Here is a 20582-nt window from a genome sequence, read left to right on the forward strand (position 1 = left end):
ACCGTTTTTCCGCAGGTTACGCAGTAGCCCCAGCCCAGCCCCAGCCCCACCTTTTGTTTTCCAGCATTTTCCAACGAGTACGAGGACGAGGACAGACGTGCCTACCGGCAAGGTCAAGTGGTTCAACAGCGAGAAGGGCTTCGGCTTTCTCTCCCGCGACGACGGCGGTGACGTCTTCGTGCACTCGTCGGTGCTGCCCGACGGCGTGGACGCACTCAAGCCGGGCCAGCGCGTCGAGTTCGGCGTCGTAGCAGGCCAGCGCGGCGACCAGGCGCTCACGGTGACGCTCCTCGACCCCGCACCCTCAGTGGCGGCGGCACAGCGCCGCAAGCCCGACGAACTCGCGTCGATCGTGCAGGACCTCACCACGCTCCTGGAAAACGTCACCCAGCAGCTGGAGCGCGGCCGTTACCCGGACAAGACCCACGGCTCGAAGATCGCGGGCATGCTGCGCGCGGTGGCCGACCAACTGGACGTCTGACGCACACGGGACATCCGGCTGCTCACACGAAGTTCAGCGCATCGCGGCCGAGGGGCGGTACCAGCCCCTCGGCCGCGGCGCGTGTGAGCAGCCCGCGCACCGCGGCACCGCCGTCCTCGCCGAGCGCGGCGGTGTACTCGTTGACGTACAGCCCGATGTGCTGGTCGGCGACCTTCGGATCCATCTCCTGGGCGTGCGCCAGGACATACGGCCGGGAGGCCTCCGGGTCGTCCCAGGCCATCAGGACCGAGGCGCGGATGGCCGCCGCGAGGCGGTGCAGCGTCTCCTCGCCCAGCGACCGCTTGGCGATGATCGCGCCGAGCGGGATCGGCAGGCCGGTGGTGTCCTCCCAGTGCTCGCCCATGTCGGCGAGGCAGGAGAGGCCGTAGTCCTGGTACGTGAAGCGCGCCTCGTGGATGACCAGGCCCGCGTCGACCTTGCCGTCCCGGACGGCCGGCATGATCTCGTGGAACGGCAGCACCACGATCTCGCCGACGCCGCCCGGCACCTCGGTGGCCGCCCACAGCCGGAACAGCAGATACGCGGTGGACCGCTCACTGGGCACCGCGACCGTCTTGCCCGCCAGCTCCGCCGCTGTGCGTTGTTCCTTCGTCAGCACCAGCGGGCCGCAGCCGCGCCCCAGCGCCCCGCCGCAGGGCAGCAGCGTGTACTCCTCCAGCACCCACGGCAGCACCGCGTACGACACCTTCAGCACATCGAACTCGCCGCGCTCGGCCATGCCGTTGGTGAGGTCGATATCGGCGAAGGTGACCGCGAGCTCCGGCGCGTCCGGGACGCGGCCGTGCGCCAGCGCGTCGAAGACGAAGGTGTCGTTCGGGCACGGCGAGTACGCGATGTTCAGCGGCCGGGTCACGGGTCCTCCTCAGGGACGGGGGGTTTCCGGAGCCGATCCGGCGCCCTGCTGGGTCGTCGCCAGGGCTCCGGGGAGCGTGCGGAAGGCACCGGTCAGGGCGGCGAGCGCGTCGCCGATCCGCCAGGCCGCGCGGTCGCGAGGGCCGACGGCGTTCGAGACGGTACGGATCTCCAGCACCGGCACGCCGTGCGCGGCGGCCGCCTCCGCGACCCCGAAGCCCTCCATCGCCTCGGCCAGCGCACCGGGGTGACGGTCCGTCAGCTCAGCGGCCCGCGCGGCGCTGCCGGTGACCGTGGAGACGGTGAGGACGGTGCCGGTCACCGCGCCGGACGCCGCCGCGACGGCCTTCACCAGCGCGGGATCCGGATGGTGGGCCACCGTCCCGAAGCCGAGTTCGGTGACCGGGACGAAGCCGTCGGGGGTCTCGGCGCCCAGGTCGGCGGCGACGATCGCCTCCGCGACGACGACGGAGCCCAGGGGCGCGCCGGGGGAGAAGCCGCCGCCGATACCGGCCGAGACCGCCAGCGCGTACGGCTCGCCGGAGAGCGCGGCCGCGGTCAGCGCGGTGGCGGTGCCGGCGGCCGCGGCCGCCGGGCCGACGCCGGCGGCCAGCACATCGAGCGCCGCCGCCCGGTGCACGACATGACCGCCCGGCAGCGGCACCGCGTCGTACGGTCCCGCCGCGGCGCACACCGCGTCCCCCTCGGCCGCCACCGCGGTGACGACGAGCACCCGCATCAGACGGTCCCCGCAGCGCGCGGCCGGTCCTCAGCGCCGGTCAGAGGACTCAGTCCTTCTGCTTCAGAGTGAAGTGCCACATCGCCTTGGGGCCGCCCGCGCCGTCGCCGAGCTCCGCGACCTGGAGGGTGACCGACTTGGCGTAGGTGGTCTGGCCGGTCTGCGGGTTCTGCTGGGCGAAGAGGGCGTCCGTGTCGAAGGTGCGGTACGTCGCCTTGCTGGGCTCGCGCATGACGGGGCCGCCGCCGATGACGATCCAGCCGGACTCGGCGACCTCCGGGTCGACGCCGACGCGCACCTTCTCACCGGGGTGCACGGTGATCGACTTGCCGCCCTGCTTCGTGATGCAGGACTCGATCGTCTTCTTGTCGAGGACCTTGCCCTCACCGTCACAGCCGGGGGTGACTTCGGACTGCACCGTCGTCGTGCCGACGGTCACGGTCGCGAGCGCGGTCGGCTTCTCGCAGGCGGAGAGGGTGATGAGGCCCAGGGACACGGCACCGATGGCGGCAGCGGCACGGCGGCCCTTGCCCCAGGAGATCAACGCAGCGGTCATACGGGCAGGCTATCGGGCGCCCCAGCTCACGCCACGCGCGGGTGCGGCGTGCCGCGCGCCCCGCTGCTCACGCCACCCGTGCACCCGCCCGGCCCCCGCTCCGGGCGGCGCCCAGCAGCCCCCGTACGGACAGCACCACGCCGGTCATCACCAGCCCCGCGGCCACCGCCATCCCCGCCGTCCCGTACAGCGGCAGCGAGATACCGATGGCGCCGCCGACCACCCATGACATCTGCAGCACCGTCTCGGACCGCGCGAACGCGGAGGTACGGACCTCTTCCGGCACATCGCGCTGGATCATCGCGTCCAGCGACAGCTTCGCCAGCGCCTGGCACAGGCCCGCGGCGGCCGCCGCGGCCGTGACGACCACGATGGCCGCCACGTCGTAGAAGACCGCCGCGGTGACCGTCGCGCACAGCGCGCACCCCAGCATCGCCGCGATCAGCCGCTCCGGGCCGCGCGCCTTCAGCCAGGCGCCGATCGCCGTGCCCAGCGCGTTGCCGGTGCCCGCGGCCACCACGACCAGGCCCAGCGACGCCGCCGGGCCCAGCCCGCCCAGCGGGTGCTCCCGCAGCAGGAAGGCCAGGAAGAACGTCAGGAAACCCGAGAGCGACCGCAGACAGGCATTGGCCTGCAGGCCGTGCAGCACCGACGGGCCGACCGTACGCAGCCCCGGCTTCCGCTTGGCGGGCACCGACCCGGCCGACTCGTCCCGGGACACCAGCCGGACCCGGCCCTCGCCCTTCGCCGAATCGACCTTGTGCGGCAGCGAGAACGACAGGAGGGTGCCGGCCACGAACACCACGAACGCCCCGTACAGCGGCCAGCTCGGCCCGATCAGATGCAGCGCGCCACCGACCGGCGCCGCCAGCCCGGTCGACAGCAGCCCGGCGAGCGTCACCCGCGAATTGGCCTTCACCAGGGAGATCCGCGGCGGCAGCAGCCGGGGCACGACCGCGCTCCGCACCACCCCGTACGCCTTGGACGCCACCAGCACACCCAGAGCCGCCGGATACAGCTCCATACCGCCGCCCGCGACCGCGCCCGACATGGTCAGCGCCAGCAGCGCACGGGCCAGCATGGAGCCGGCCATCGCCGCCCTGCGGCCGTGCGGAATCCGGTCCAGCAGCGGCCCGATCACCGGCGCGAGCAGCGCGAACGGCGCCAACGTGACCGCCAGATACAGCGCCACCCGGCCCCGCGCCTGATCCGTCGGCACCGAGAAGAACACCGTCGAGGCCAGCGCGATCGTGATCATCATGTCGCCCGCGGAGTTCACCGCGTGCAGCTCGATCAGCTTGCCCAGGCCCGATTCGCCCGCGCCGTGCGCATGCGTGGCGCGGCGTACCCGGCGGGCCGCGCCGGTGATCGGCAGGTGCAGCGCGCGGCCGACAGCCCGGCCCGCCCGGCGGGCCTGGTTGCCCTTCACCGGGTCTCTGGTCGAAGCCCGCGACACCCGCGATGTCTTCGACACCTTCGACGACTTCGACGACCTTGCGGCAGCCACCTCGCCATACTGCCCCAACGCGCCCAGGAGATGGCGTTTTCTCCCGCCTCCCGCGCGGGGCGCACCCGGTCCCGACCGCCGCCGGAGAGATTTGCCGCTCCCGCCGAAGAGTCGTACACGATTGAAGGGGTAGCGTGTGTAGCGCGCCACCGGCGGTCGTTTTTGGCCGCGTGCCTCCCCGCGATCCCGCAGAATGGTTCGTAAGAGGTGCGCTCGACCGAAACGACCGGGCGCGGACGTCGACGCGGTCCCCAGGTCCGCTCCGCCCGCCCCGGCCCCGCCGGTCGTCCGGACAGGACAGGACAGCTCCGGCTGGCGCACTCGTGAGACGGCGTGGAAGAGAGAATCGATTCTTGTGAGTGCTGCGATGCGAAGCCGTACCCCTGACCGCCTGTGCGCCGAGGCGATCGACCTTGCCCGTGCGGCGGCCGAGGAGGCCGCGCTGCCCGGCATGGTGGGCGAGCACATTGACGCCGTCGCCGACGGGGACCGCGTCGTCACGCACCTGTTCGGCTGCAAAGAAGTCGGCTACCGGGGCTGGCGCTGGGCCGTGACCGTGACCCGGGCCTCCCGCGCCAAGATCGTCACCCTCGACGAGACCGCGCTGCTGCCGGGCCCCGACGCGCTGCTGGCTCCCGAATGGGTGCCGTGGAGCGAGCGGCTGCGCCCCGGCGACATGGGCCCAGGCGACCTGCTGCCCACCGAGGCCGAGGACCTGCGCCTGGAGCCGGGCTTCTCCGGTGAGGACGCCCCACCGCCGAACTCCGTCGTCACGGAGGCGATGGTCGAGGTGGCCGACGTCGCGGACGTCGAGGACGCGGAGGTCGTCGCGGGCTCGCCCGCGGTCCAGCCGGCGCCCGCGCGGGGCGGTATCGCCGACGTCGCCGAGGAACTGGGCATGCGCCGCGCCCGGGTCCTGTCCCGCTACGGCCTGCACGCCGCGGCCGACCGCTGGGAAGAGGCGTACGGCGCGAAGACGCCGATGGCTCAGGCGGCCCCCGCCACCTGCATGACCTGCGGCTTCCTGACCCCGCTCACCGGCTCCCTGCGCCAGGCGTTCGGCGTCTGCGCCAACGAGTTCGCCCCGGCGGACGGCCGGGTGGTCTCCCTTGCCTACGGCTGCGGCGCGCACTCCGAGGCCGCGATCATGCCGAAGCCGCCGCGGCCGGCCGAGCCGGTCCTGGACGAGACGGTGGTCGAGCGGGTGGCCCTGCGGCCGGAGCGGGACGGCGGCTCCGTGGAGGACGCCGGGCCTCCCGAGGAACTGGGTCACAGCTAGCCGCGTTCGCGGGGTACTCCCCACGTTGCTGGCCGGCCCGCCGTGGTGTGTCCGCCCGCCGTCGGCGGGGGGAGTTCCGGCGGCGGGGGCCGGTACGCGTGTCGTGTTCGGTACGGCGGTGCTCCTCCGGGACTTCGTCCCTGCAGACCCCCGCCTCCCGTCCGGTGGGCGACCCCCACTCCGGTGGGGGAGGGGTTTAAAACCCCGGGCCGCCGGGTGCTGCTCCATGCGTAACCACGGCTTTTCTCCCCCTTCACCCAGGGGTGGCCGCGACACCGGCGGGAGGGGGCAGGCCGTAGGGACGAAGTCCTGGAGGCATGCCACCGGACCCGCCCACCACGCATCCGCGACCAACCCCGTAACCGACCCCGATCCCGCCGAAGGCGGGAAACGAACAACAGGCGGGGTACGGCGCGGCACCCGGCAACGTGGGGCGATACCGTCAGGGCACCGCACCGACCAGGTAAGAGGAGACGCAGACGTGGCTGGTACGTCGTGGGTACAAGGCGCAGCCGAGGACCCGTTCGGAACCGCGCGCTTGCGCCGGGGCGTGCTGGACGCCTGGGCCGCGTCCCCCGCCCGGTTCCGGGAGGACGCCAACGCCGAGGAGGACCTCGCCCTCGGCGGCTACCGCGACCGCCTCGTCGTGGAGCTGGCGCAGAACGCCGCGGACGCGGCGGCCCGCGCCGGCGTCCCCGGCCGGCTGCGCCTGACGCTGCATCCGGCGAACGACACCGAGTCCGCCGTCCTCGTGGCCTCCAACACCGGCGCACCCCTGGACGCCACCGGCGTCGAGTCGCTGTCCACGCTGCGCGCCTCCGCGAAGCGGGAGCCCGGCGTGGCGGTCGGCGCGGTCGGCCGGTTCGGCGTGGGCTTCGCCGCGGTGCTGTCCGTGAGCGATGAGCCGGCGCTGGTGGGACGTACCGGCGGCGTCCGCTGGTCGCTCGTCGAGGCCCGCGAGCTGACGCAGGAAGTGGCCGCGCACAGCCCCGGCCTGGGTGGCGAGCTGCGCCGCCGCGACGGTCACGTACCGCTGCTGCGGCTGCCGCTGCCCGCGGAGGGCAGCGCGCCCGAGGAGTACGACACCGCGGTCGTGCTGCCGCTGCGGGACGGCGCGGCGCAGGATCTCGCCGAGCGGCTGCTGGCCGGGATCGACGCGGCGCTGCTGCTGACGCTGCCGGGCCTGGCCCAGGTGATCGTGGAGACTCCGGAGACCGTACGGGAGTTGAGGCGGCGCCAGGACGGCGAGTACGTCCTGATCGAGGACAGTGAGCGGGGTGCCACGCGGTGGCGGGTGGCGAGTGACGGGGGTCCGCTGGACCCGGCGCTGCTCGCGGACCGCCCCGTCGAGGAGCGGCTGCGGCCGGTGTGGTCGGTGACCTGGGCGGTGCCGGTGGACGACGAGGGCGCGCCGGCGCGGCCCGGGACGGCGCCGGTGGTGCATGCGCCGACGCCGACCGACGAGCCGCTGGGGCTGCCCGCGCTGCTGATCGCGTCGTTCCCGCTGGAGCCGACCCGGCGCCATGTCGCGCCGGGCCCGCTCGCCGACTTCCTGACCGGGCGGGCGGCCGAGACGTACACGGCGCTGCTGCGCGACTGGCAGCCGGTGTCGGTCGGCACCCTCGACCTGGTGCCGGGGCCGCTGGGCAAGGGCGGTCTGGACGGTGAGCTGCGCCGGCAGGTGCTGGAGCTGCTGCCGCGGGTGCGTTTTCTGCCGAGTGCGGGAGCACGGACCGATGGCGAGGCCGAGGCGCCGGTGGAACTCGGCTGGGACGACGGCACGGTGGAGGCGGAGCCTTTCGTGCTGCGGCCGGTGGACGCCGAGTTGCTGGAGGGGGCGGGCGCGGCGACGGTCGGCGTGCTGGCCGAGCTGTTCCCGAGCCTGCTGCCGGCCGGTTTGGAGCGGCGGCCGGAACTGCGGGCGCTGGGCGTGGCCCGGGTGCCGCTCGGGGAGATGGTCGACCGGCTGGCGGGTGTGGAGCGGGCGCCCGGCTGGTGGTGGCGGCTCTATGACGCGCTGGCCGGCACCGACCCGGACCGGCTCAGTGGGCTGCCGGTGCCGCTGGCGGGGACCGGGGGCCAGGGGCCGGACGGCGCGAAGGGCAGCGTACGGACCACGATCGGGCCGCGTCAGGTGCTGCTGCCGCTGGCCGCCGGGCCGGACGGGGACGCCGAGGTGATGCACCGTACGCTCGCCCGGCTCGGGCTGAAGGTCGCCCACCCGGACGCGGTGCACCCGCTGCTGGAGAAGCTGGGCGCCACCCCGGCCTCGCCGCGGGCGGTGCTGACGACTCCCCAGGTGCAGGCGGCCGTGCAGAACTCGCTGGACGCGGACGAGGACGCGTTCGACGTCTTCGCGGACGATCTGGGCGAGGCGGGCCGGGGCGCGCCGCTGGGCGCCGAGGAGCTGGCGGAGACGGTGCTCGGGCTGGTCCGGGACGCCAATCTCTCGCCGGGTGACGAGCCCTGGCTCGGCGCCCTCGCGCTGCCCGACGAGGACGGCGAGCTGGCCCCCGCGGGTGAGCTGGTGTTCCCGGGAAGCGCCTTTGAGCAGGTCATCCGGGAGGGTGAACTCGCCGCTTGCGACGCGGAGTTGGCGGAGCGCTGGGGCGAGCAGCCGCTGACCGCGGTGGGCGTGCTGGCCGCTTTCGCGCTGGTACGCGCCACCGATGTGGTGCTCGACCCGGACGAACTGGAGCCGCGCGACGGTGACTTCGCCGAGCCGGACGACGCCGGGCTGCTGGACGCGGTGGATGTGTGGTGCGAGGACATGCTCGACGCGCTGCCGGAGACGCCGGTGCCGCCGGTGGTGACCGAGCTGGTCGCGGTGCGCGATCTGGACCTGGTCGACGACGACGCCTGGCCGCAGGTGCTCGGAATGCTGTCCCGCCCGCCACTGCGTGACGCGCTGACCGCGCCGGTGCGGGTGCTGCTGCCGGACGGCACGACGGAGTCCGTACGGCCGTACACCGCCTGGTGGTTGCGCGGTCACCCGGTGCTGGACGGGCGGCGGCCCGCGGGCCTGCGGTCGGCCGGCGGCGATCCGCTGCTGGCCGGTCTCTACGAGTCCGCGGACGCCGGTGAGGTCGACGCGCAGGTGCTGCGCGCGCTCGGCGTACGCACCTCGGTCGCGGCGCTGCTGGACGAGCCGGGCGGCGCGGCGGAGCTGCTGGGGCGGCTGGCGGACGAGGAGCTGACAGTCGGGGCGGCCCAACTGCACGCGCTGTACGGGGCGTTGACCGACCTCGACCCCGACCAGGTGACGCTGCCCGATGAGCTGAGGGTGGTGATCGACGGGGAGGTCCGGGTCGTGGACGCGGCGGATGCCGTGGTCGCCGACGCGCCGGACCTGATGCCGTTGGCGGCGGGTCGCGCGCTGCTGCCGGTCCGGCCGACGCGGGCCGCCGCCCTGGCGGAGCTGCTTCAGGTACGGCGGCTGAGCGAGGCGGTCAGCGCGGAGGTGCGCTCCGAGGGCGTACGGCACGAGGTCCCCGACGCGGTCCGCGTACTGCTCGGCCCCGCCACCCCCGACGCGTACGTCGAGCACGAGGCGCTCGTCCTGGGGGACGGTACGGAACTCGACTGGCGCTGGACCCCGGACGCCACGCTGCACGCCGCGACTCTGGAGGGCGTCGCAGCCGGTCTCTCCTGGGCCGCCGCGCAATGGCCCCGCCGCTTCGAGGTCGCCGCACTCCTGGAGGACCCGGACCGGGGCGAGGAGCTGGCGGAGGCCCGCTGGTTCGACTGACGCCGGTGGTGACGGCGGGCGGGCCGCACACGGTGCGGGCGCCCGCCGCACGGGCTCAGCGGGAGCGGAGCTTCTTGGCGAGGGTCACGACGAACACGATCACGCCGATGGCGAGGACCGGCCAGATCACCCAGTCCGTGCTGCTGTCGCTGTCGTCCCCGTAGTCGGTGCCGCCCGTGCTGGTGTGGGTGGTGTGGCCGTGTCCATGTCCGCCGCGCGCCAGGATCTCGTGCGCGAGGTCCCCCGTGTTGAATGTCATGAACATGGAGCCTAGGCGAACAGGGCGGCGCCCTCAAACCGGGTACCTGCGGCCCACCCACCGCCAAGTGATCTCCAGCAGCAGCGCCGCGACCACCGCGATGCCCGTCGCCGCCCACGGCATCGTCGTACCGACCAGCCTCAGGTCGAAGAACCGCTGCAGCCAGGGCGTGATCAGGACGATCAGGAAGCCCGCGCCCATCGCCAGCACCAGGCCGATCCGCCACCACGTGTAGGGGCGGGCGATGATCGCCAGCACCCACATCGCGGTGAGGAAGAGCGTCAGCGTCGCCGCGCTGGTCTCGGCGGCCAGCGCGTCCGGGCCGCTGTAGTGGCCGCGGGCCAGCAGATAGGTGGCGAAGGCGGCGGCGCCCGTGATGAGGCCGGACGGGACCGCGTACCGCATCACGCGCCGTACGAAGTGTGGTCTGGCGCGCTCCTTGTTGGGGGCGAGGGCCAGGAAGAACGCCGGGACGCCGATGGTCAGGGTGGACAGCAGGGTGAGGTGGCGCGGCAGGTACGGGTAGGGGATCCGGCAGCAGGCGACCAGGATCGCCAGCAGGACCGAGTAGACGGTCTTGGTGAGGAAGAGGGTCGCCACGCGGGTGATGTTGCCGATCACCCGGCGGCCCTCGGCGACGACGGACGGCAGCGTCGCGAAACTGTTGTTCAGCAGGACGATCTGTGCGACGGCCCGGGTGGCCTCGCTGCCGGAGCCCATCGCGACGCCGATGTCCGCGTCCTTGAGGGCGAGGACGTCATTGACGCCGTCGCCGGTCATCGCGACGTTGTGGCCGCGCGACTGGAGGGCGGCGACCATCTCCCGTTTCTGCTGCGGGGTGACCCGGCCGAACACCGCGCCCTGTTCGACGGCGGATGCCATGCCGTCCGTATCGGCCGGCAGCCGGCGGGCGTCCACCGGTGCGTCCGCGCCCGGCAGCCCCAGCTTGCCTGCCACCGCGCCCACCGACACCGCGTTGTCGCCGGAGATGACCTTGGCCTGGACGCCCTGCTCCTCGAAGTAGCGCAGGGTGTCCGTGGCGTCCGGACGCAGCCGCTGTTCGAGGACGACCAGCGCGGCGGGCCGTACGCCGCGCGCCACCTCGGGGTCGTCCAGTTCCTTGGCGGAACGGGCCAGCAGCAGCACCCGCAGGCCCCGGGAGTTGAGGTCGTCGATCTCGGCGAGGCCGGGGTCGCCGGCCGGCAGCAGCACGTCGGGGGCGCCGAGCAGCCAGGTGGTGCTCTCGCCGTCCGGGCCGTTGAAGGAGGCGCCGCTGTATTTGCGGGCGGAGGAGAACGGGAGCGACTCGGTGCAGCGCCAGCCGGCATCGGCGGGACAGACATCGATGATCGCCTGGAGGGAGGCATTGGGCCGCGGGTCGGACTCGCCGAGGGCGCCCAGCACCTGCCTGACATACGCCTCGTCCGACCCGTTCCGGGGACGCAGCTCGCTGACGTCCATCCCGCCCTCGGTGAGCGTGCCGGTCTTGTCCAGGCACACCACATCGACCCGGGCCAGCCCCTCGATGGCGGGCAGCTCCTGTACCAGGCACTGCCGGCGGCCGAGCCGGATGACGCCGATCGCGAAGGCGACCGAGGTCAGCAGGACCAGCCCCTCGGGGATCATCGGGACGATGCCGGCCACCATCCGGCGGACGGCCTCGTCGCCCGCCAGGTTGAGCGTGTGGAGGTGGCTGAGGATGAGGCCGATGGCGGTCGGGACCATCATCCAGGTCACGTACTTGAGGATCTGGCTGATGCCGGTACGCAGCTCGGAGTGGACCAGGGTGAACCGGCTGGCCTCCTCGGCGAGCTGGGCCGCGTACGCCTCGCGGCCGACCTTGGTCGCGGCGAACGCGCCGCCGCCCGCGACGACGAAGCTGCCGGACATCATCCGCTCGCCGGGCCGCTTCAGGACCGGGTCGGCCTCGCCGGTCAGTAGCGACTCGTCGATCTCCAGGCCGTCGGTCTCCAGTACCTCGCCGTCGACGATGACCTTGTCGCCGGGCCCGAGTTCGATCACATCGCCGAGGACGACCTCGGAGGTGGAAATCTCGGCGGCCATGCCGTCGCGCCGCACGGTCGGCCTGGCCTCGCCGATGACCGCGAGGTTGTCCAGGGTCCGCTTGGCGCGCAGCTCCTGGACGATGCCGATGCCGGTGTTGGCGACGATGACAAAGCCGAACAGACCGTCCTGGATCGGGCCGACGACCAGGATGATCACGAACAGTACGCCGATGATGGCGTTGAACCGGGTGAGGACGTTGGCGCGGATGATCTCGACGGTCGAGCGGGAGGACCGCACGGGGACGTCGTTGACCTCGCCCCGGGCCACCCGTTCGGCGACCTCGGCGGCGGTCAGTCCGCGGTGGGCAGGAGCGGGGACGGTCCTGCCGGCGGGTGTGCCGTCCGGTTCGGGTTCCTCGACGTCGGTCTTCGCCCGCTGCGTCATGCCCCCGACGTTACGGGCGGAATGCGCACTTCACCCGCTGGGTGCCGCGGTGCCGCGTCCGCTCAGGGGGCGTCGGACGCCGCGCGCTTGATGGCGGCATCGCGCTTGCGGACGTACCAGATGCCGAGCAGGCCGAGGCCGCCGCCGGCCAGGCAGGTCCACACCCACCAGGCGAGATCGCGGTCGGCGTACCAGCCGTAGAAGGGGAGCTGGCCGAGGAAGAGCACGAACCAGATGATGGTGCCGCCGGTGATCGTGCCGACGACGGGACCTTCGAGAGGCGCCGGGGCCTCGCGCAGTTCGGACCTTTTCCACATGGGTTCAGCTTACGGGGAGGGTGCACGGCGCCTGCGGGCGGCGGTGGAGGCCGTACGCCACAAGGGTCTACGCGCGGAGATAGCGATCAGCGCATTGTTTATTCATACTGAACCTTTCTGGATCTGACTGGATTGGCTCGTTGCTTTATCCAAATTGATCCAGTCACTCATGTTTTCTGTTCGAGTACGTATTCCGGGCCCTCGGGCCCCCGCGCCTCCCCCAGGCCCGTCCGACTGAGGTCCGCCCATGCCGCCCTCGACCACCACGCCGGTCGACCCCCTCAAGAGTCCAGGTCACCCCGCCAAGGGCAGCCTCGACCGGTTTTTCAAGATCTCCGAGCGGGGGTCGACGGTCGGCCGCGAACTGCGCGGCGGTCTGGCGACGTTCTTCGCGATGGCCTACATCATCGTGCTGAACCCGATCATTCTCGGCGCCGGTACAGACAAGTTCGGCCATCACCTCGACAATGCCCAGCTGGTCACCGCTACCGCGCTGATGGCTGGCCTGTGCACCGTCCTGATGGGTGTCATCGGCAATGTCCCGATCGCCATCGCCGCCGGCCTGGGCATCAACGCCGTCGTCTCCCTGCAGCTCGCCCCCAAGATGAGCTGGCCGGACGCGATGGGCATGGTCGTGCTCGCCGGTCTGGTGCTGATGATCCTGGTCGCCTCGGGTCTGCGGCAGCGGGTGATGGACGCCATCCCCAACGGGCTGCGGCGGGCCATCGCGATCGGCATCGGCTTGTTCATCTCGCTGATCGGCCTGGTCGACGCGGGCTTTGTGACCCGTAACCCGGACGCCGCGCACACCACCGTCCCGATGGGCCTGGGCCAGGGCGGTCAGCTCGCCGGCTGGCCGGTGCTGGTCTTCGTCCTCGGCCTGGTGCTGATGTTCATGCTGATCGTGCGGCGGACCAAGGGTGCGATCCTCATCGGGATGGTCACCATGGCCGTCGTCGCGATCATCATCAACGCGGTCGCCGACATCCCGGACGCCGCCTGGGGCCTCGCCGTCCCGAACGTGCCGGACCAGATCGTCGGCGCGCCCGACTTCGGCCTGATCGGCGAGATCAGCCTCTTCGGCGGCTTCAAGGAAGTCGGCCTGCTCACCGGCTGCCTGTTCGTCTTCACCGTGCTGCTGTCCGGCTTCTTCGACGCGATGGGCACCATCATCGGCGTCGGCGAGGAGGCCGGGCTGACCGACAAGGACGGCAATCTGCCGGGCATGGGCCGGATCCTGATGGTGGACGGCATCGCGGTCGCGGCCGGCGGCGCCGGTTCCGCCTCCGCCAACACCTGCTTCGTGGAGTCCACGGCCGGCGTCGGCGAGGGGGCCCGCACGGGCCTGGCGAACCTGATGACCGGTGGCCTCTTCCTGCTCGCGCTGATCTTCACACCGCTGGCGACCGTGGTGCCCTCGCAGGCCGCGACGCCGGCGCTGGTCGTCGTCGGCTTCCTGATCATGGCCTCGAACGTCCGGGACATCGACTGGGGCGACTTCACCGTCGGTATCCCGGCGTTCCTGACGATGATCTCGATGCCCTTCACGTACAGCATCACCAACGGCATCGGCATCGGCGTCCTGGCGTACATCCTGCTGCGGACCGCGACCGGACACTTCAAGAAGATCCCGTGGCTGCTGGACGCGGTCGGGCTCTGCTTCCTCGTCTACTTCCTGCTGAACCCGATCGAGCAGCTCCTGGGCGTCAATTGACCTCCTCGCCCACGTGAGCGTGGGCGATTCCCTCGCTGGCGTCCGTTGCCACGGTTTGCCTTGAGCTGGGTTCCTGCTTCCTCCCCACGCTGGTGGGTGTTGTGCGCGCTGCCGGGGCAAACCCTGGTCTTACGTGCGCTCCGCAGGCGTTTACCTTGGCGGTTACCCGACAAGGGCCCCCGGCCCGGGGGTGGGTGGTACTGCTCTACACGGCGCGGATGCGCCGCCCTTCGTACTTCACGTTCTTCGCCGCGTTGTGGTCGCGGTCGTGTCGGGTGCCGCACCGGTCACAGGTCCATGCCGGGATGTGCAGGGGCTTGGGTCCGTCTCGATGCCCGCAGGCGGAACACACCTGGGAGGACGGGAACGCCCGGTCCACCTTGGTGAGCATGCGGCCGTACCTGGCGGCTTTGTACTCCAGCATGTTGACGAACGTCGACCATCCCGCGTCGTGCACGGACTTGGCCAGCCGGGTACGGGCAAGACCCTTCACACTCAAGGTCTCCACGCTGATGGCTTCGTTCTCGCGAATCAGCTTGGTCGAGAGCTTGTGGTGAAAGTCCTTGCGCGCGTCGGCCACCTTGGCGTGTGCCCTGGCGACTTTGACCCGCTGCTTGTCGCGGTTGTTCGAGCCTTTGGCCTTGCGGGACAGGCGGCGCTGCTCACGGCGGAGCTTCTTCTCGGCCCTGCGCAGGAAGCGAGGGGACTTGATCCGTGACCCGTCGGCCATAACTGCGAAGTGGGTCAGGCCAAGGTCGATGCCCTGGTCTCCTCCGGCCGGGGGCAGGATCTCGGCCGCTGGGTCGGTCTCCACGATGAAGCTCGCCCAGTACCGGTTGGACGAGTCTTTGATCACGGTCACGGTCACGGTGGACGGCACGGACGGCACGGACGGCAACGCGCGGGACCAGCGGACCTGCACAGGTCCGATCTTGGGAAGATTCAGCTTCCCGTCCGCTGTGATCGACCAGCGGGCATTCGCGGTGAACCTCACGGCCTGTCGATTGTCCCGCTTCGTCTTCATTCGGGGCTCACCGATCTTCGGCCCCTTGCGGGTGCCCTTGATGCTCCCGAAGAAGTTGGAGTACGCCGTGTCCAGGTCCCGCAGGGACTGTTGCAGCACCACGGCGGAAACCTCCCCGAGCCATGCCCTCTGCGGGGTGCGCTTCGCCTCGGTGATGAACCGCTTCGATAGCTGGGCCGACTTCGGATACGGCAGGCCCTCGGCGCGCGCGTCCCGCCGTGCCCGAAGGCAGTCGTTCCACACCACCCGTGCGCAGCCGAATGCCTGGTTCAGCGAGATGCGTTGACCGGGGCCCGGCTCGATACGGAAGGCGTAACGAAGCTGCATGCCCATCACCGTTCTACTTGGCTTATGGCTCAGTACGGAGGGATCAGAACCGACCTCAAGGGCGTCCGGGCTGAAGCCCGGCGCACTGCGAATAACCCCGACAAGGCGTCAAGTAGCCCCCGGGGCCTCTATCGCGGCACCGCTGTAGAACCTCTCCGTCTCGTCGACCGACGACTTGAAGCGTTCGTCGAAGTCATCGCGAATGAGCGTCCGGACCACATAGTCCTGGACGCTCATTCCGCGTTTTGCGGCGTGCTGCCGAACGCGCTCCAGCAGCTCCCCTTCGACCCGCAGGCTGAGCACTCTCGATCCCATACGGACACCGTCCCTGCACGACCTGGTCAGGCGTGTCACTTTCGGCCGGGTCCTCACTCATATGGGTGATCCCGAGGGCGGGTGATCGAAGGCTTTACTTAGATAAGGTAATGAGTTACCCTAATGAACATGCCGGAACTGTCCAGCGGCGACGATGCTGCTGCCGTGAGCGCTCTGCGGGGCGCAGTGATGCGCCTGTCCCGCCGACTCAAGAACCAGCGGGTCGACGAGTCGCTCAGCCCTACCGAGATGTCGGTGCTCGGCACCCTTGCCCGGTGCGGCCACGCCACCCCCGGTGAGCTGGCCCGCAAGGAGCATGTGCAGCCGCCGTCGATGACCCGCATCGTGGCCATGCTGGAGGCCAAGGGGCTGGTCCGGCTGGAGCCGCACCCCGACGACCGCCGCCAGAAGGTCGTCACGCAGACAGAACAGGCCGAGGCGATGCTCGAAGAGAGCCGCCGCAAGCGCAACGCCTGGCTCGCCGAGCTGGCCTCCGGGCTGGACGACGACGAGTGGGCGAAGCTGCGGGCCGCCGCGCCCGTGCTGGAGAAACTCGCAGAGTTGTAGAACCCCAGGCCAAGGAGGCGAACCCACTTTGAGTACGGGATCCGGAGCACACTCCGCCCCCGCACCGAACTCCGACCACGACACGGTTTCCGACGACGCGACCGCGACCGCCTCGGGCTCCGCCCCGGGTGCCGCCGCCGGCCCGGATGCCGCCGGTACCGCCACTGCCGGTACCGCCACGGGCCCCGCCGCCACACCGCGCAAGGGCACGTTCAGTTCGCTCCGCATACGCAACTACCGCCTTTTCGCCACCGGCCAGGTGGTGTCCAACACCGGCACCTGGATGCAGCGCATCGCCCAGGACTGGCTGGTCCTGAGCCTCACCGGCTCCTCCTGGGCCGTCGGCATCACCACCGCGCTGCAATTTCTCCCCATGCTGCTCTTCGGGCTGTACGGCGGCGTGATCGCCGACCGCTTCCCCAAGCGCAAGCTGCTGCTGATCACCCAGTCCGCCATGGGCCTCACCGGCCTGGCCCTCGCCGCGCTCACCCTCAGCGGCCACGTGCAGGTCTGGCACGTCTACCTGGTGGCCTTCGCCGTCGGCCTGGTCACCGTCCTCGACAACCCGTCCCGCCAGGCCTTCGTCGTCGAGATGGTCGGCCCGGACGATCTGCGGAACGCCGTCAGCCTCAACTCCGCCAACTTCCAGTCCGCGCGCCTGATCGGCCCGGCCGTCGCCGGCGTGCTGATCACCGCCTTCGGCAGCGGCTGGGCGTTCCTGTTCAACGGCCTGTCGTTCATCGCGCCGATCGCCGGACTGCTGATGATGCGCACCGCCGACCTCCACCCGGTCGACCGGGTCCCGCGCAGCAAGGGCCAGCTGCGAGAGGGCCTGCGCTATGTGTCCGGACGGCCCGAACTGATCTGGCCCATCATGCTGGTCGGCTTCATCGGCACCTTCGGCTTCAACTTCCCGATCTGGCTGACCGCGTTCGTCTACCAGGTCTTCCACGCCGACGCCGGTACATACGCCCTGTTCAACGGCCTGATGGCGGGCGGATCGCTGATCGGCGCGCTGCTCGCGGCGCGACGCGGTTCGTCCCCTCTGCGGCTGTTGGTGGGCGCGGCGATGGTGTTCGGCGCCCTGGAGATCACCGCCGCCCTCGCCCCCTCCTTCTGGATCTTCGCGGCGCTCCTCGCGCCCATCGGCATGGTCGGCCTGACGATCAACGTCACCGCCAATTCGAGCATCCAGATGGCCACCGATCCGCTGATGCGCGGCCGGGTGATGAGCCTGTTCATGATGGTCTTCATGGGCGGTACGCCACTGGGCGCGCCGCTGGTCGGCTGGGTCACCGACACGTACGGCGCCCGGATCGGTTTCCTCGCCGGCGGTGCGGTCTCGCTCGCGGCCGGTGCCGTGATCGGCCTGGTCCTCGCCGGTCCGCGACGCTCTGTCCGGGCCGTCTTTGGCTTTCCCGCCGTGGTTGCTGCGGCTGGCCGGTGCCGCTGCGCGGGGCTGTTCGGCCGCGGTGCCGGACCTCTGGACTCCGTCCTGCGGTCCGGCCCCTCCCGTGGGTGGGTAGTGAAAAGACGTGAGGGCGCGCGCCGTCCTGACAGCCTTCCCCAAACCGGTGCCTGCGGACGACGAGCAGCAGGAGGCGACGCAGGAACGCCCCCACTCACCTCCTCCCTCCCCACCACAACGGGAGGGGACGGGCCGCAGGACGAAGTCCGGAGGCTCGTCACCGCACCCGACAGCCCCGCGCAGCGGCACCGCCCGCCGCATGGGGGCACCTCCCACGCCCTTCAGGCAGTGGGGGAACAACGGCGAGGAACCCCCACGGCGGGACAGCCGAAGACGGCGAGCAACCAAGACGGCCCCGGCACAGCGCAGCGGACCGCGGATACGCAAGACTCTGGCCCATGAGACTCTTCGCCGCCATCCTCCCGCCCGCCCCCGCCATCGCCGAACTGGCCGATGAGGTGGCGCAGTTGAAGGAACTCCCCGGCGCGGACCGGCTGCGCTGGACCGGGCCGGACGGCTGGCACTTCACCCTCGCGTTCTTCGGGGAAGTGCCGGTCGAGGTGCTGCCCGAGCTGGAGGAGCGGCTGGCGCGGGCCGCGCATCGGCACCCGCCGTACGAGCTGCGGATCGCGGATGGCGGACGGTTCGACGACCGGGTGGTGTGGGCGGGCGCCGAGGGCGACCGGGAGACCATGCGGAAGCTGGCGGACTCGGCGGAGGCGGGAGCGCGCCGGGCCGGCGTGCCGATGGCCGACCACCGCCCGTACCACCCGCATCTCACGCTCGCCAGGAACCGCACCGACCTGGGCCTGGCCCCCTTCGCGGCCGGGCTCTCCCACTTCGAGGGCACGCCGTGGACGGTCGGCGAGCTGGCTCTCGTGCGCAGCCATCCGCCCGTCGCCGGCGTCGCGGGCAACCAGCCGCGGTACGAGTCCGTGGCGACCTGGCCGCTGGGTCACTGACGGCTGGCTGACGCGTCCCGAACCGGTCCGGTTACGCTCATCGGGTGGATCCCCAAACCCGTAACCGGATCATGTCCGGTCTTTTCGCCGTGCTGCTCGTCGTCGTGATCGTGGCGGCCGCCGTCCGCTGACCTTCCAGGTACGCCGCCGTGCCCGGTACGGCAACGCCCGACCGCCGGGCGCCGCCGTACCGGACGTCACTCACCAGGCGAAGGCCTCCGGCGACGGGCCGGGCCCCGGGAAGATCTCGTCCAGGTCCGCGAGGAGCCCGTCCGGCAGCGTCAGCTCGACGGCGCGCAGCGCGGAGGCGAGCTGCTCCGCGGTCCGCGGGCCGACGATCGGCCCGGTCACCCCGGGCCGGGTGAGCAGCCAGGCCAGTGCGACCTCGCCGGGCTCCAGGCCGTACTTGTCGAGCAGGTCCTCGTACGCCTGGATCTGGGCGCGGATCGCCGAGTTGGCGAGCGCGTCGCCGGACCGCCCGGAGCCCGAACGCGCCGCGCCGCCCTCCCGCTCCTTGCGGATGGCGCCGCCCAGCAGCCCGCCGTGCAGTGGCGACCAGGGGATGACGCCCAGCCCGTAGCTCTCGGCCGCCGGGATGACCTCCATCTCGGCGCGCCGCTCGGCGAGGTTGTACAGGCACTGCTCGCTGACCAGGCCGTACGAACCGCGCCGCCGGGCCGCCTCGTTGGCCTGGGCGAGATGCCAGCCGGCGTGGTTCGAGGACCCCGCGTAGAGGATCTTGCCCTGCTGGACCAGGACGTCGATGGCCTGCCAGATCTCGTCCCAGGGCGTCGTGCGGTCGACGTGGTGGAACTGGTACAGATCGATGTGGTCGGTACCCAGCCGCTTGAGGCTGGCGTCGACCGCGCGCCGGATGTTGAGGGCGGAGAGCTTGTCCTGGTTGGGCCAGACCTGCCCGCCGTCGGCCGCCATGTTGCCGTAGACCTTGGTGGCCAGCACGGTCTTGTCGCGTCGGCCGCCGCCCTTGGCGAACCAGGTGCCGATGATCTCTTCCGTGCGGCCCTTGTTCTCGCCCCATCCGTAGACGTTGGCGGTGTCGAAGAAATTGACGCCCGCGTCGAGCGCGGCGTCCATGATGAGGTGGCTGTCGGCCTCGTCCGTCTGAGGTCCGAAGTTCATCGTCCCGAGGACGAGTCGGCTGACCTTGAGTCCGGTGCGTCCGAGCTGCGTGTACTCCATGGTTGCTCAGCCAACGCCTTGGAGTGCGCTCCAATCAAGGGCGTGGGCGGGTGCGTCGTGGTGGGGCGAGGGGGGCTCGGGGCGACGGCCTCCGCTGACATGCGGCTTCGCTTACCATGTCCCGGTCAAACTCATCCTGGCGGGGGAGCGGGGGAGAGTGGATGGCTTTCTTCACCCTCGCAGCCGAGGCACTGCCTCATCCGGTCGGCGCGCTCGGCTCAAAGCCACATCTGCAAAGGAACGTCATGCGTTTCCACCGAACACTTGCCATCGCCGGAACCGTTTTCGCCTTGGCATCGGTTTCCGCCTGCGGCCTGCCCTCCGCGGATTCGCCTCAGGGAGCCGGGGACTTCCTCACGTCGACGCTCAGCTGCGAGTCCGTCGACATCGCCTCGCCCCAAGAGGTGCAGCAGGTGGAGGCCATGGGGATGACGGGTATCAACGGCGGTGGCGAGTGCGAGGACCCGGCGGGCGGCGACGGTGACGTCGACTTCATCACCGTCGAGGACATGGAGGCGTTCCAGACCGCCGTCAAGGGGGACGAGGACGAACAGGACGACCTCATGATCGGCGACGACTTCGCCGTCGACCCGAGCAGCGACGACCAGCGGCGGCAGCTCCTCAAGGCCGGGCTGCGGTTCCTCAATTGCACCCCGGACTTCAAGGTGCCGGCGGGCAGGGTGGCCGAGGACGGCGAGGTCGAGGGTTGCTCCACGACCGACTATTCGGAGGATCTCGACTGACCTCCGGTCGACGGATCCGCGCGGAGGTCGTCCGCGTGGATCCGTTCCACGG

The 20582-nt window shown here is 71.3% G+C and carries 17 protein-coding genes and 1 pseudogene; 8 read left to right on the forward strand and 10 right to left on the reverse strand.

The window, feature by feature from the left end:
- Nucleotides 1-97: 97 nt before the first annotated feature.
- Nucleotides 98-481, forward strand: coding sequence for a cold-shock protein (locus tag AB0I10_RS20965; protein WP_363154034.1), 384 nt, complete (start codon nucleotides 98-100; stop codon nucleotides 479-481).
- A gap of 22 nt (nucleotides 482-503) precedes the next feature.
- On the opposite strand, the gene AB0I10_RS20970 is transcribed toward AB0I10_RS20965, so the two are convergent.
- The 4 genes from AB0I10_RS20970 to AB0I10_RS20985 form a co-directional block, all read right to left on the reverse strand.
- A complete protein-coding gene (locus AB0I10_RS20970) occupies nucleotides 504-1355 on the reverse strand; it encodes a 1,4-dihydroxy-6-naphthoate synthase (protein ID WP_363154035.1) in 852 nt (283 codons plus the stop codon).
- 9 nt (nucleotides 1356-1364) lie between these two features.
- A complete protein-coding gene (locus AB0I10_RS20975) occupies nucleotides 1365-2093 on the reverse strand; it encodes a futalosine hydrolase (RefSeq protein WP_363154036.1) in 729 nt (242 codons plus the stop codon).
- Nucleotides 2094-2142: 49 nt separating this feature from the next.
- Nucleotides 2143-2649 carry a hypothetical protein gene (locus tag AB0I10_RS20980; RefSeq protein ID WP_363154037.1) on the reverse strand — a complete coding sequence of 169 codons (507 nt, stop codon included), beginning with the start codon at nucleotides 2647-2649 and terminating at the stop codon, nucleotides 2143-2145.
- A 67-nt stretch (nucleotides 2650-2716) separates the two neighbouring features.
- Nucleotides 2717-4078, reverse strand: a complete 1362-nt coding sequence (locus AB0I10_RS20985; RefSeq protein WP_363154075.1) for an MFS transporter — start codon at nucleotides 4076-4078, stop codon at nucleotides 2717-2719.
- 445 nt (nucleotides 4079-4523) lie between these two features.
- Between AB0I10_RS20985 and AB0I10_RS20990 the strand changes: the two genes are divergently transcribed.
- Both AB0I10_RS20990 and AB0I10_RS20995 read left to right on the forward strand, forming a co-directional pair.
- Nucleotides 4524-5435: a DUF3027 domain-containing protein gene (locus AB0I10_RS20990; protein WP_363154038.1), complete on the forward strand. Its 912-nt coding sequence runs from the start codon at nucleotides 4524-4526 to the stop codon at nucleotides 5433-5435.
- A 481-nt stretch (nucleotides 5436-5916) separates the two neighbouring features.
- A complete protein-coding gene (locus AB0I10_RS20995) occupies nucleotides 5917-9183 on the forward strand; it encodes a molecular chaperone Hsp90 (protein WP_363154039.1) in 3267 nt (1088 codons plus the stop codon).
- A 55-nt stretch (nucleotides 9184-9238) separates the two neighbouring features.
- Here AB0I10_RS20995 and AB0I10_RS21000 read toward each other — a convergent pair whose 3' ends face one another.
- The 3 genes from AB0I10_RS21000 to AB0I10_RS21010 all read right to left on the reverse strand — a co-directional run bounded on the left by AB0I10_RS21000 (nucleotide 9239) and on the right by AB0I10_RS21010 (nucleotide 12210).
- Complete coding sequence (locus AB0I10_RS21000; protein ID WP_363154040.1) at nucleotides 9239-9442, reverse strand: hypothetical protein; 204 nt, start codon at nucleotides 9440-9442, stop codon at nucleotides 9239-9241.
- Nucleotides 9443-9475: 33 nt separating this feature from the next.
- Nucleotides 9476-11893: an HAD-IC family P-type ATPase gene (locus tag AB0I10_RS21005; RefSeq protein ID WP_363154041.1), complete on the reverse strand. Its 2418-nt coding sequence runs from the start codon at nucleotides 11891-11893 to the stop codon at nucleotides 9476-9478.
- A 62-nt stretch (nucleotides 11894-11955) separates the two neighbouring features.
- Nucleotides 11956-12210 carry a DUF2530 domain-containing protein gene (locus AB0I10_RS21010; RefSeq protein WP_363154042.1) on the reverse strand — a complete coding sequence of 85 codons (255 nt, stop codon included), beginning with the start codon at nucleotides 12208-12210 and terminating at the stop codon, nucleotides 11956-11958.
- 247 nt (nucleotides 12211-12457) lie between these two features.
- Here AB0I10_RS21010 and AB0I10_RS21015 point away from each other — a divergent pair, with 247 nt between their 5' ends.
- Complete coding sequence (locus AB0I10_RS21015) at nucleotides 12458-13924, forward strand: NCS2 family permease (RefSeq protein ID WP_363154043.1); 1467 nt, start codon at nucleotides 12458-12460, stop codon at nucleotides 13922-13924.
- Nucleotides 13925-14129: 205 nt separating this feature from the next.
- Here AB0I10_RS21015 and AB0I10_RS21020 read toward each other — a convergent pair whose 3' ends face one another.
- Both AB0I10_RS21020 and AB0I10_RS21025 read right to left on the reverse strand, forming a co-directional pair.
- The gene (locus AB0I10_RS21020) at nucleotides 14130-15275 is read right to left on the reverse strand and encodes an RNA-guided endonuclease TnpB family protein (RefSeq protein WP_363154044.1); all 1146 of its coding nucleotides are present in this window, start codon (nucleotides 15273-15275) and stop codon (nucleotides 14130-14132) included.
- 108 nt (nucleotides 15276-15383) lie between these two features.
- A complete protein-coding gene (locus tag AB0I10_RS21025) occupies nucleotides 15384-15590 on the reverse strand; it encodes a ribbon-helix-helix protein, CopG family (protein ID WP_363154045.1) in 207 nt (68 codons plus the stop codon).
- Nucleotides 15591-15719: 129 nt separating this feature from the next.
- Between AB0I10_RS21025 and AB0I10_RS21030 the strand changes: the two genes are divergently transcribed.
- From AB0I10_RS21030 to thpR, 3 genes and pseudogenes are all read left to right on the forward strand, one after another.
- Entirely contained in the window at nucleotides 15720-16157 is a 438-nt protein-coding gene (locus tag AB0I10_RS21030) for a MarR family transcriptional regulator (protein WP_363154046.1), read from the forward strand.
- 28 nt (nucleotides 16158-16185) lie between these two features.
- Nucleotides 16186-17538: pseudogene (locus AB0I10_RS21035) on the forward strand (MFS transporter); the annotation flags it as partial.
- A 485-nt stretch (nucleotides 17539-18023) separates the two neighbouring features.
- Nucleotides 18024-18587 (forward strand): RNA 2',3'-cyclic phosphodiesterase, encoded by a 564-nt coding sequence (gene thpR / locus AB0I10_RS21040; protein ID WP_363154047.1) that lies wholly within the window; start codon nucleotides 18024-18026, stop codon nucleotides 18585-18587.
- A gap of 201 nt (nucleotides 18588-18788) precedes the next feature.
- On the opposite strand, the gene AB0I10_RS21045 is transcribed toward thpR, so the two are convergent.
- Nucleotides 18789-19787 carry an aldo/keto reductase gene (locus tag AB0I10_RS21045; RefSeq protein WP_363154048.1) on the reverse strand — a complete coding sequence of 333 codons (999 nt, stop codon included), beginning with the start codon at nucleotides 19785-19787 and terminating at the stop codon, nucleotides 18789-18791.
- 290 nt (nucleotides 19788-20077) lie between these two features.
- Between AB0I10_RS21045 and AB0I10_RS21050 the strand changes: the two genes are divergently transcribed.
- Nucleotides 20078-20530: a hypothetical protein gene (locus AB0I10_RS21050; protein ID WP_363154049.1), complete on the forward strand. Its 453-nt coding sequence runs from the start codon at nucleotides 20078-20080 to the stop codon at nucleotides 20528-20530.
- Nucleotides 20531-20582 lie beyond the last annotated feature (52 nt).

Source organism: Streptomyces sp. NPDC050636, from assembly GCF_040654775.1.
In the GTDB taxonomy this organism is placed as follows: Bacteria; Actinomycetota; Actinomycetes; order Streptomycetales; family Streptomycetaceae; genus Streptomyces.

Bases quoted from the DNA above. Each gene is read 5' to 3' on its own strand.
- AB0I10_RS20975 (WP_363154036.1), bottom strand. From the start codon at position 2,093: ATGCGGGTGCTCGTCGTCACCGCGGTGGCGGCCGAGGGGGACGCGGTG.
- AB0I10_RS20980 (WP_363154037.1), bottom strand. From the start codon at position 2,649: ATGACCGCTGCGTTGATCTCCTGGGGCAAGGGCCGCCGTGCCGCTGCC.
- AB0I10_RS20990 (WP_363154038.1), top strand. From the start codon at position 4,524: ATGCGAAGCCGTACCCCTGACCGCCTGTGCGCCGAGGCGATCGACCTT.
- AB0I10_RS21000 (WP_363154040.1), bottom strand. From the start codon at position 9,442: ATGACATTCAACACGGGGGACCTCGCGCACGAGATCCTGGCGCGCGGC.
- AB0I10_RS21005 (WP_363154041.1), bottom strand. From the start codon at position 11,893: ATGACGCAGCGGGCGAAGACCGACGTCGAGGAACCCGAACCGGACGGC.
- AB0I10_RS21010 (WP_363154042.1), bottom strand. From the start codon at position 12,210: ATGTGGAAAAGGTCCGAACTGCGCGAGGCCCCGGCGCCTCTCGAAGGT.
- AB0I10_RS21015 (WP_363154043.1), top strand. From the start codon at position 12,458: ATGCCGCCCTCGACCACCACGCCGGTCGACCCCCTCAAGAGTCCAGGT.
- AB0I10_RS21020 (WP_363154044.1), bottom strand. From the start codon at position 15,275: ATGCAGCTTCGTTACGCCTTCCGTATCGAGCCGGGCCCCGGTCAACGC.
- AB0I10_RS21025 (WP_363154045.1), bottom strand. From the start codon at position 15,590: ATGGGATCGAGAGTGCTCAGCCTGCGGGTCGAAGGGGAGCTGCTGGAG.
- AB0I10_RS21030 (WP_363154046.1), top strand. From the start codon at position 15,720: ATGCCGGAACTGTCCAGCGGCGACGATGCTGCTGCCGTGAGCGCTCTG.
- thpR (WP_363154047.1), top strand. From the start codon at position 18,024: ATGAGACTCTTCGCCGCCATCCTCCCGCCCGCCCCCGCCATCGCCGAA.
- AB0I10_RS21045 (WP_363154048.1), bottom strand. From the start codon at position 19,787: ATGGAGTACACGCAGCTCGGACGCACCGGACTCAAGGTCAGCCGACTC.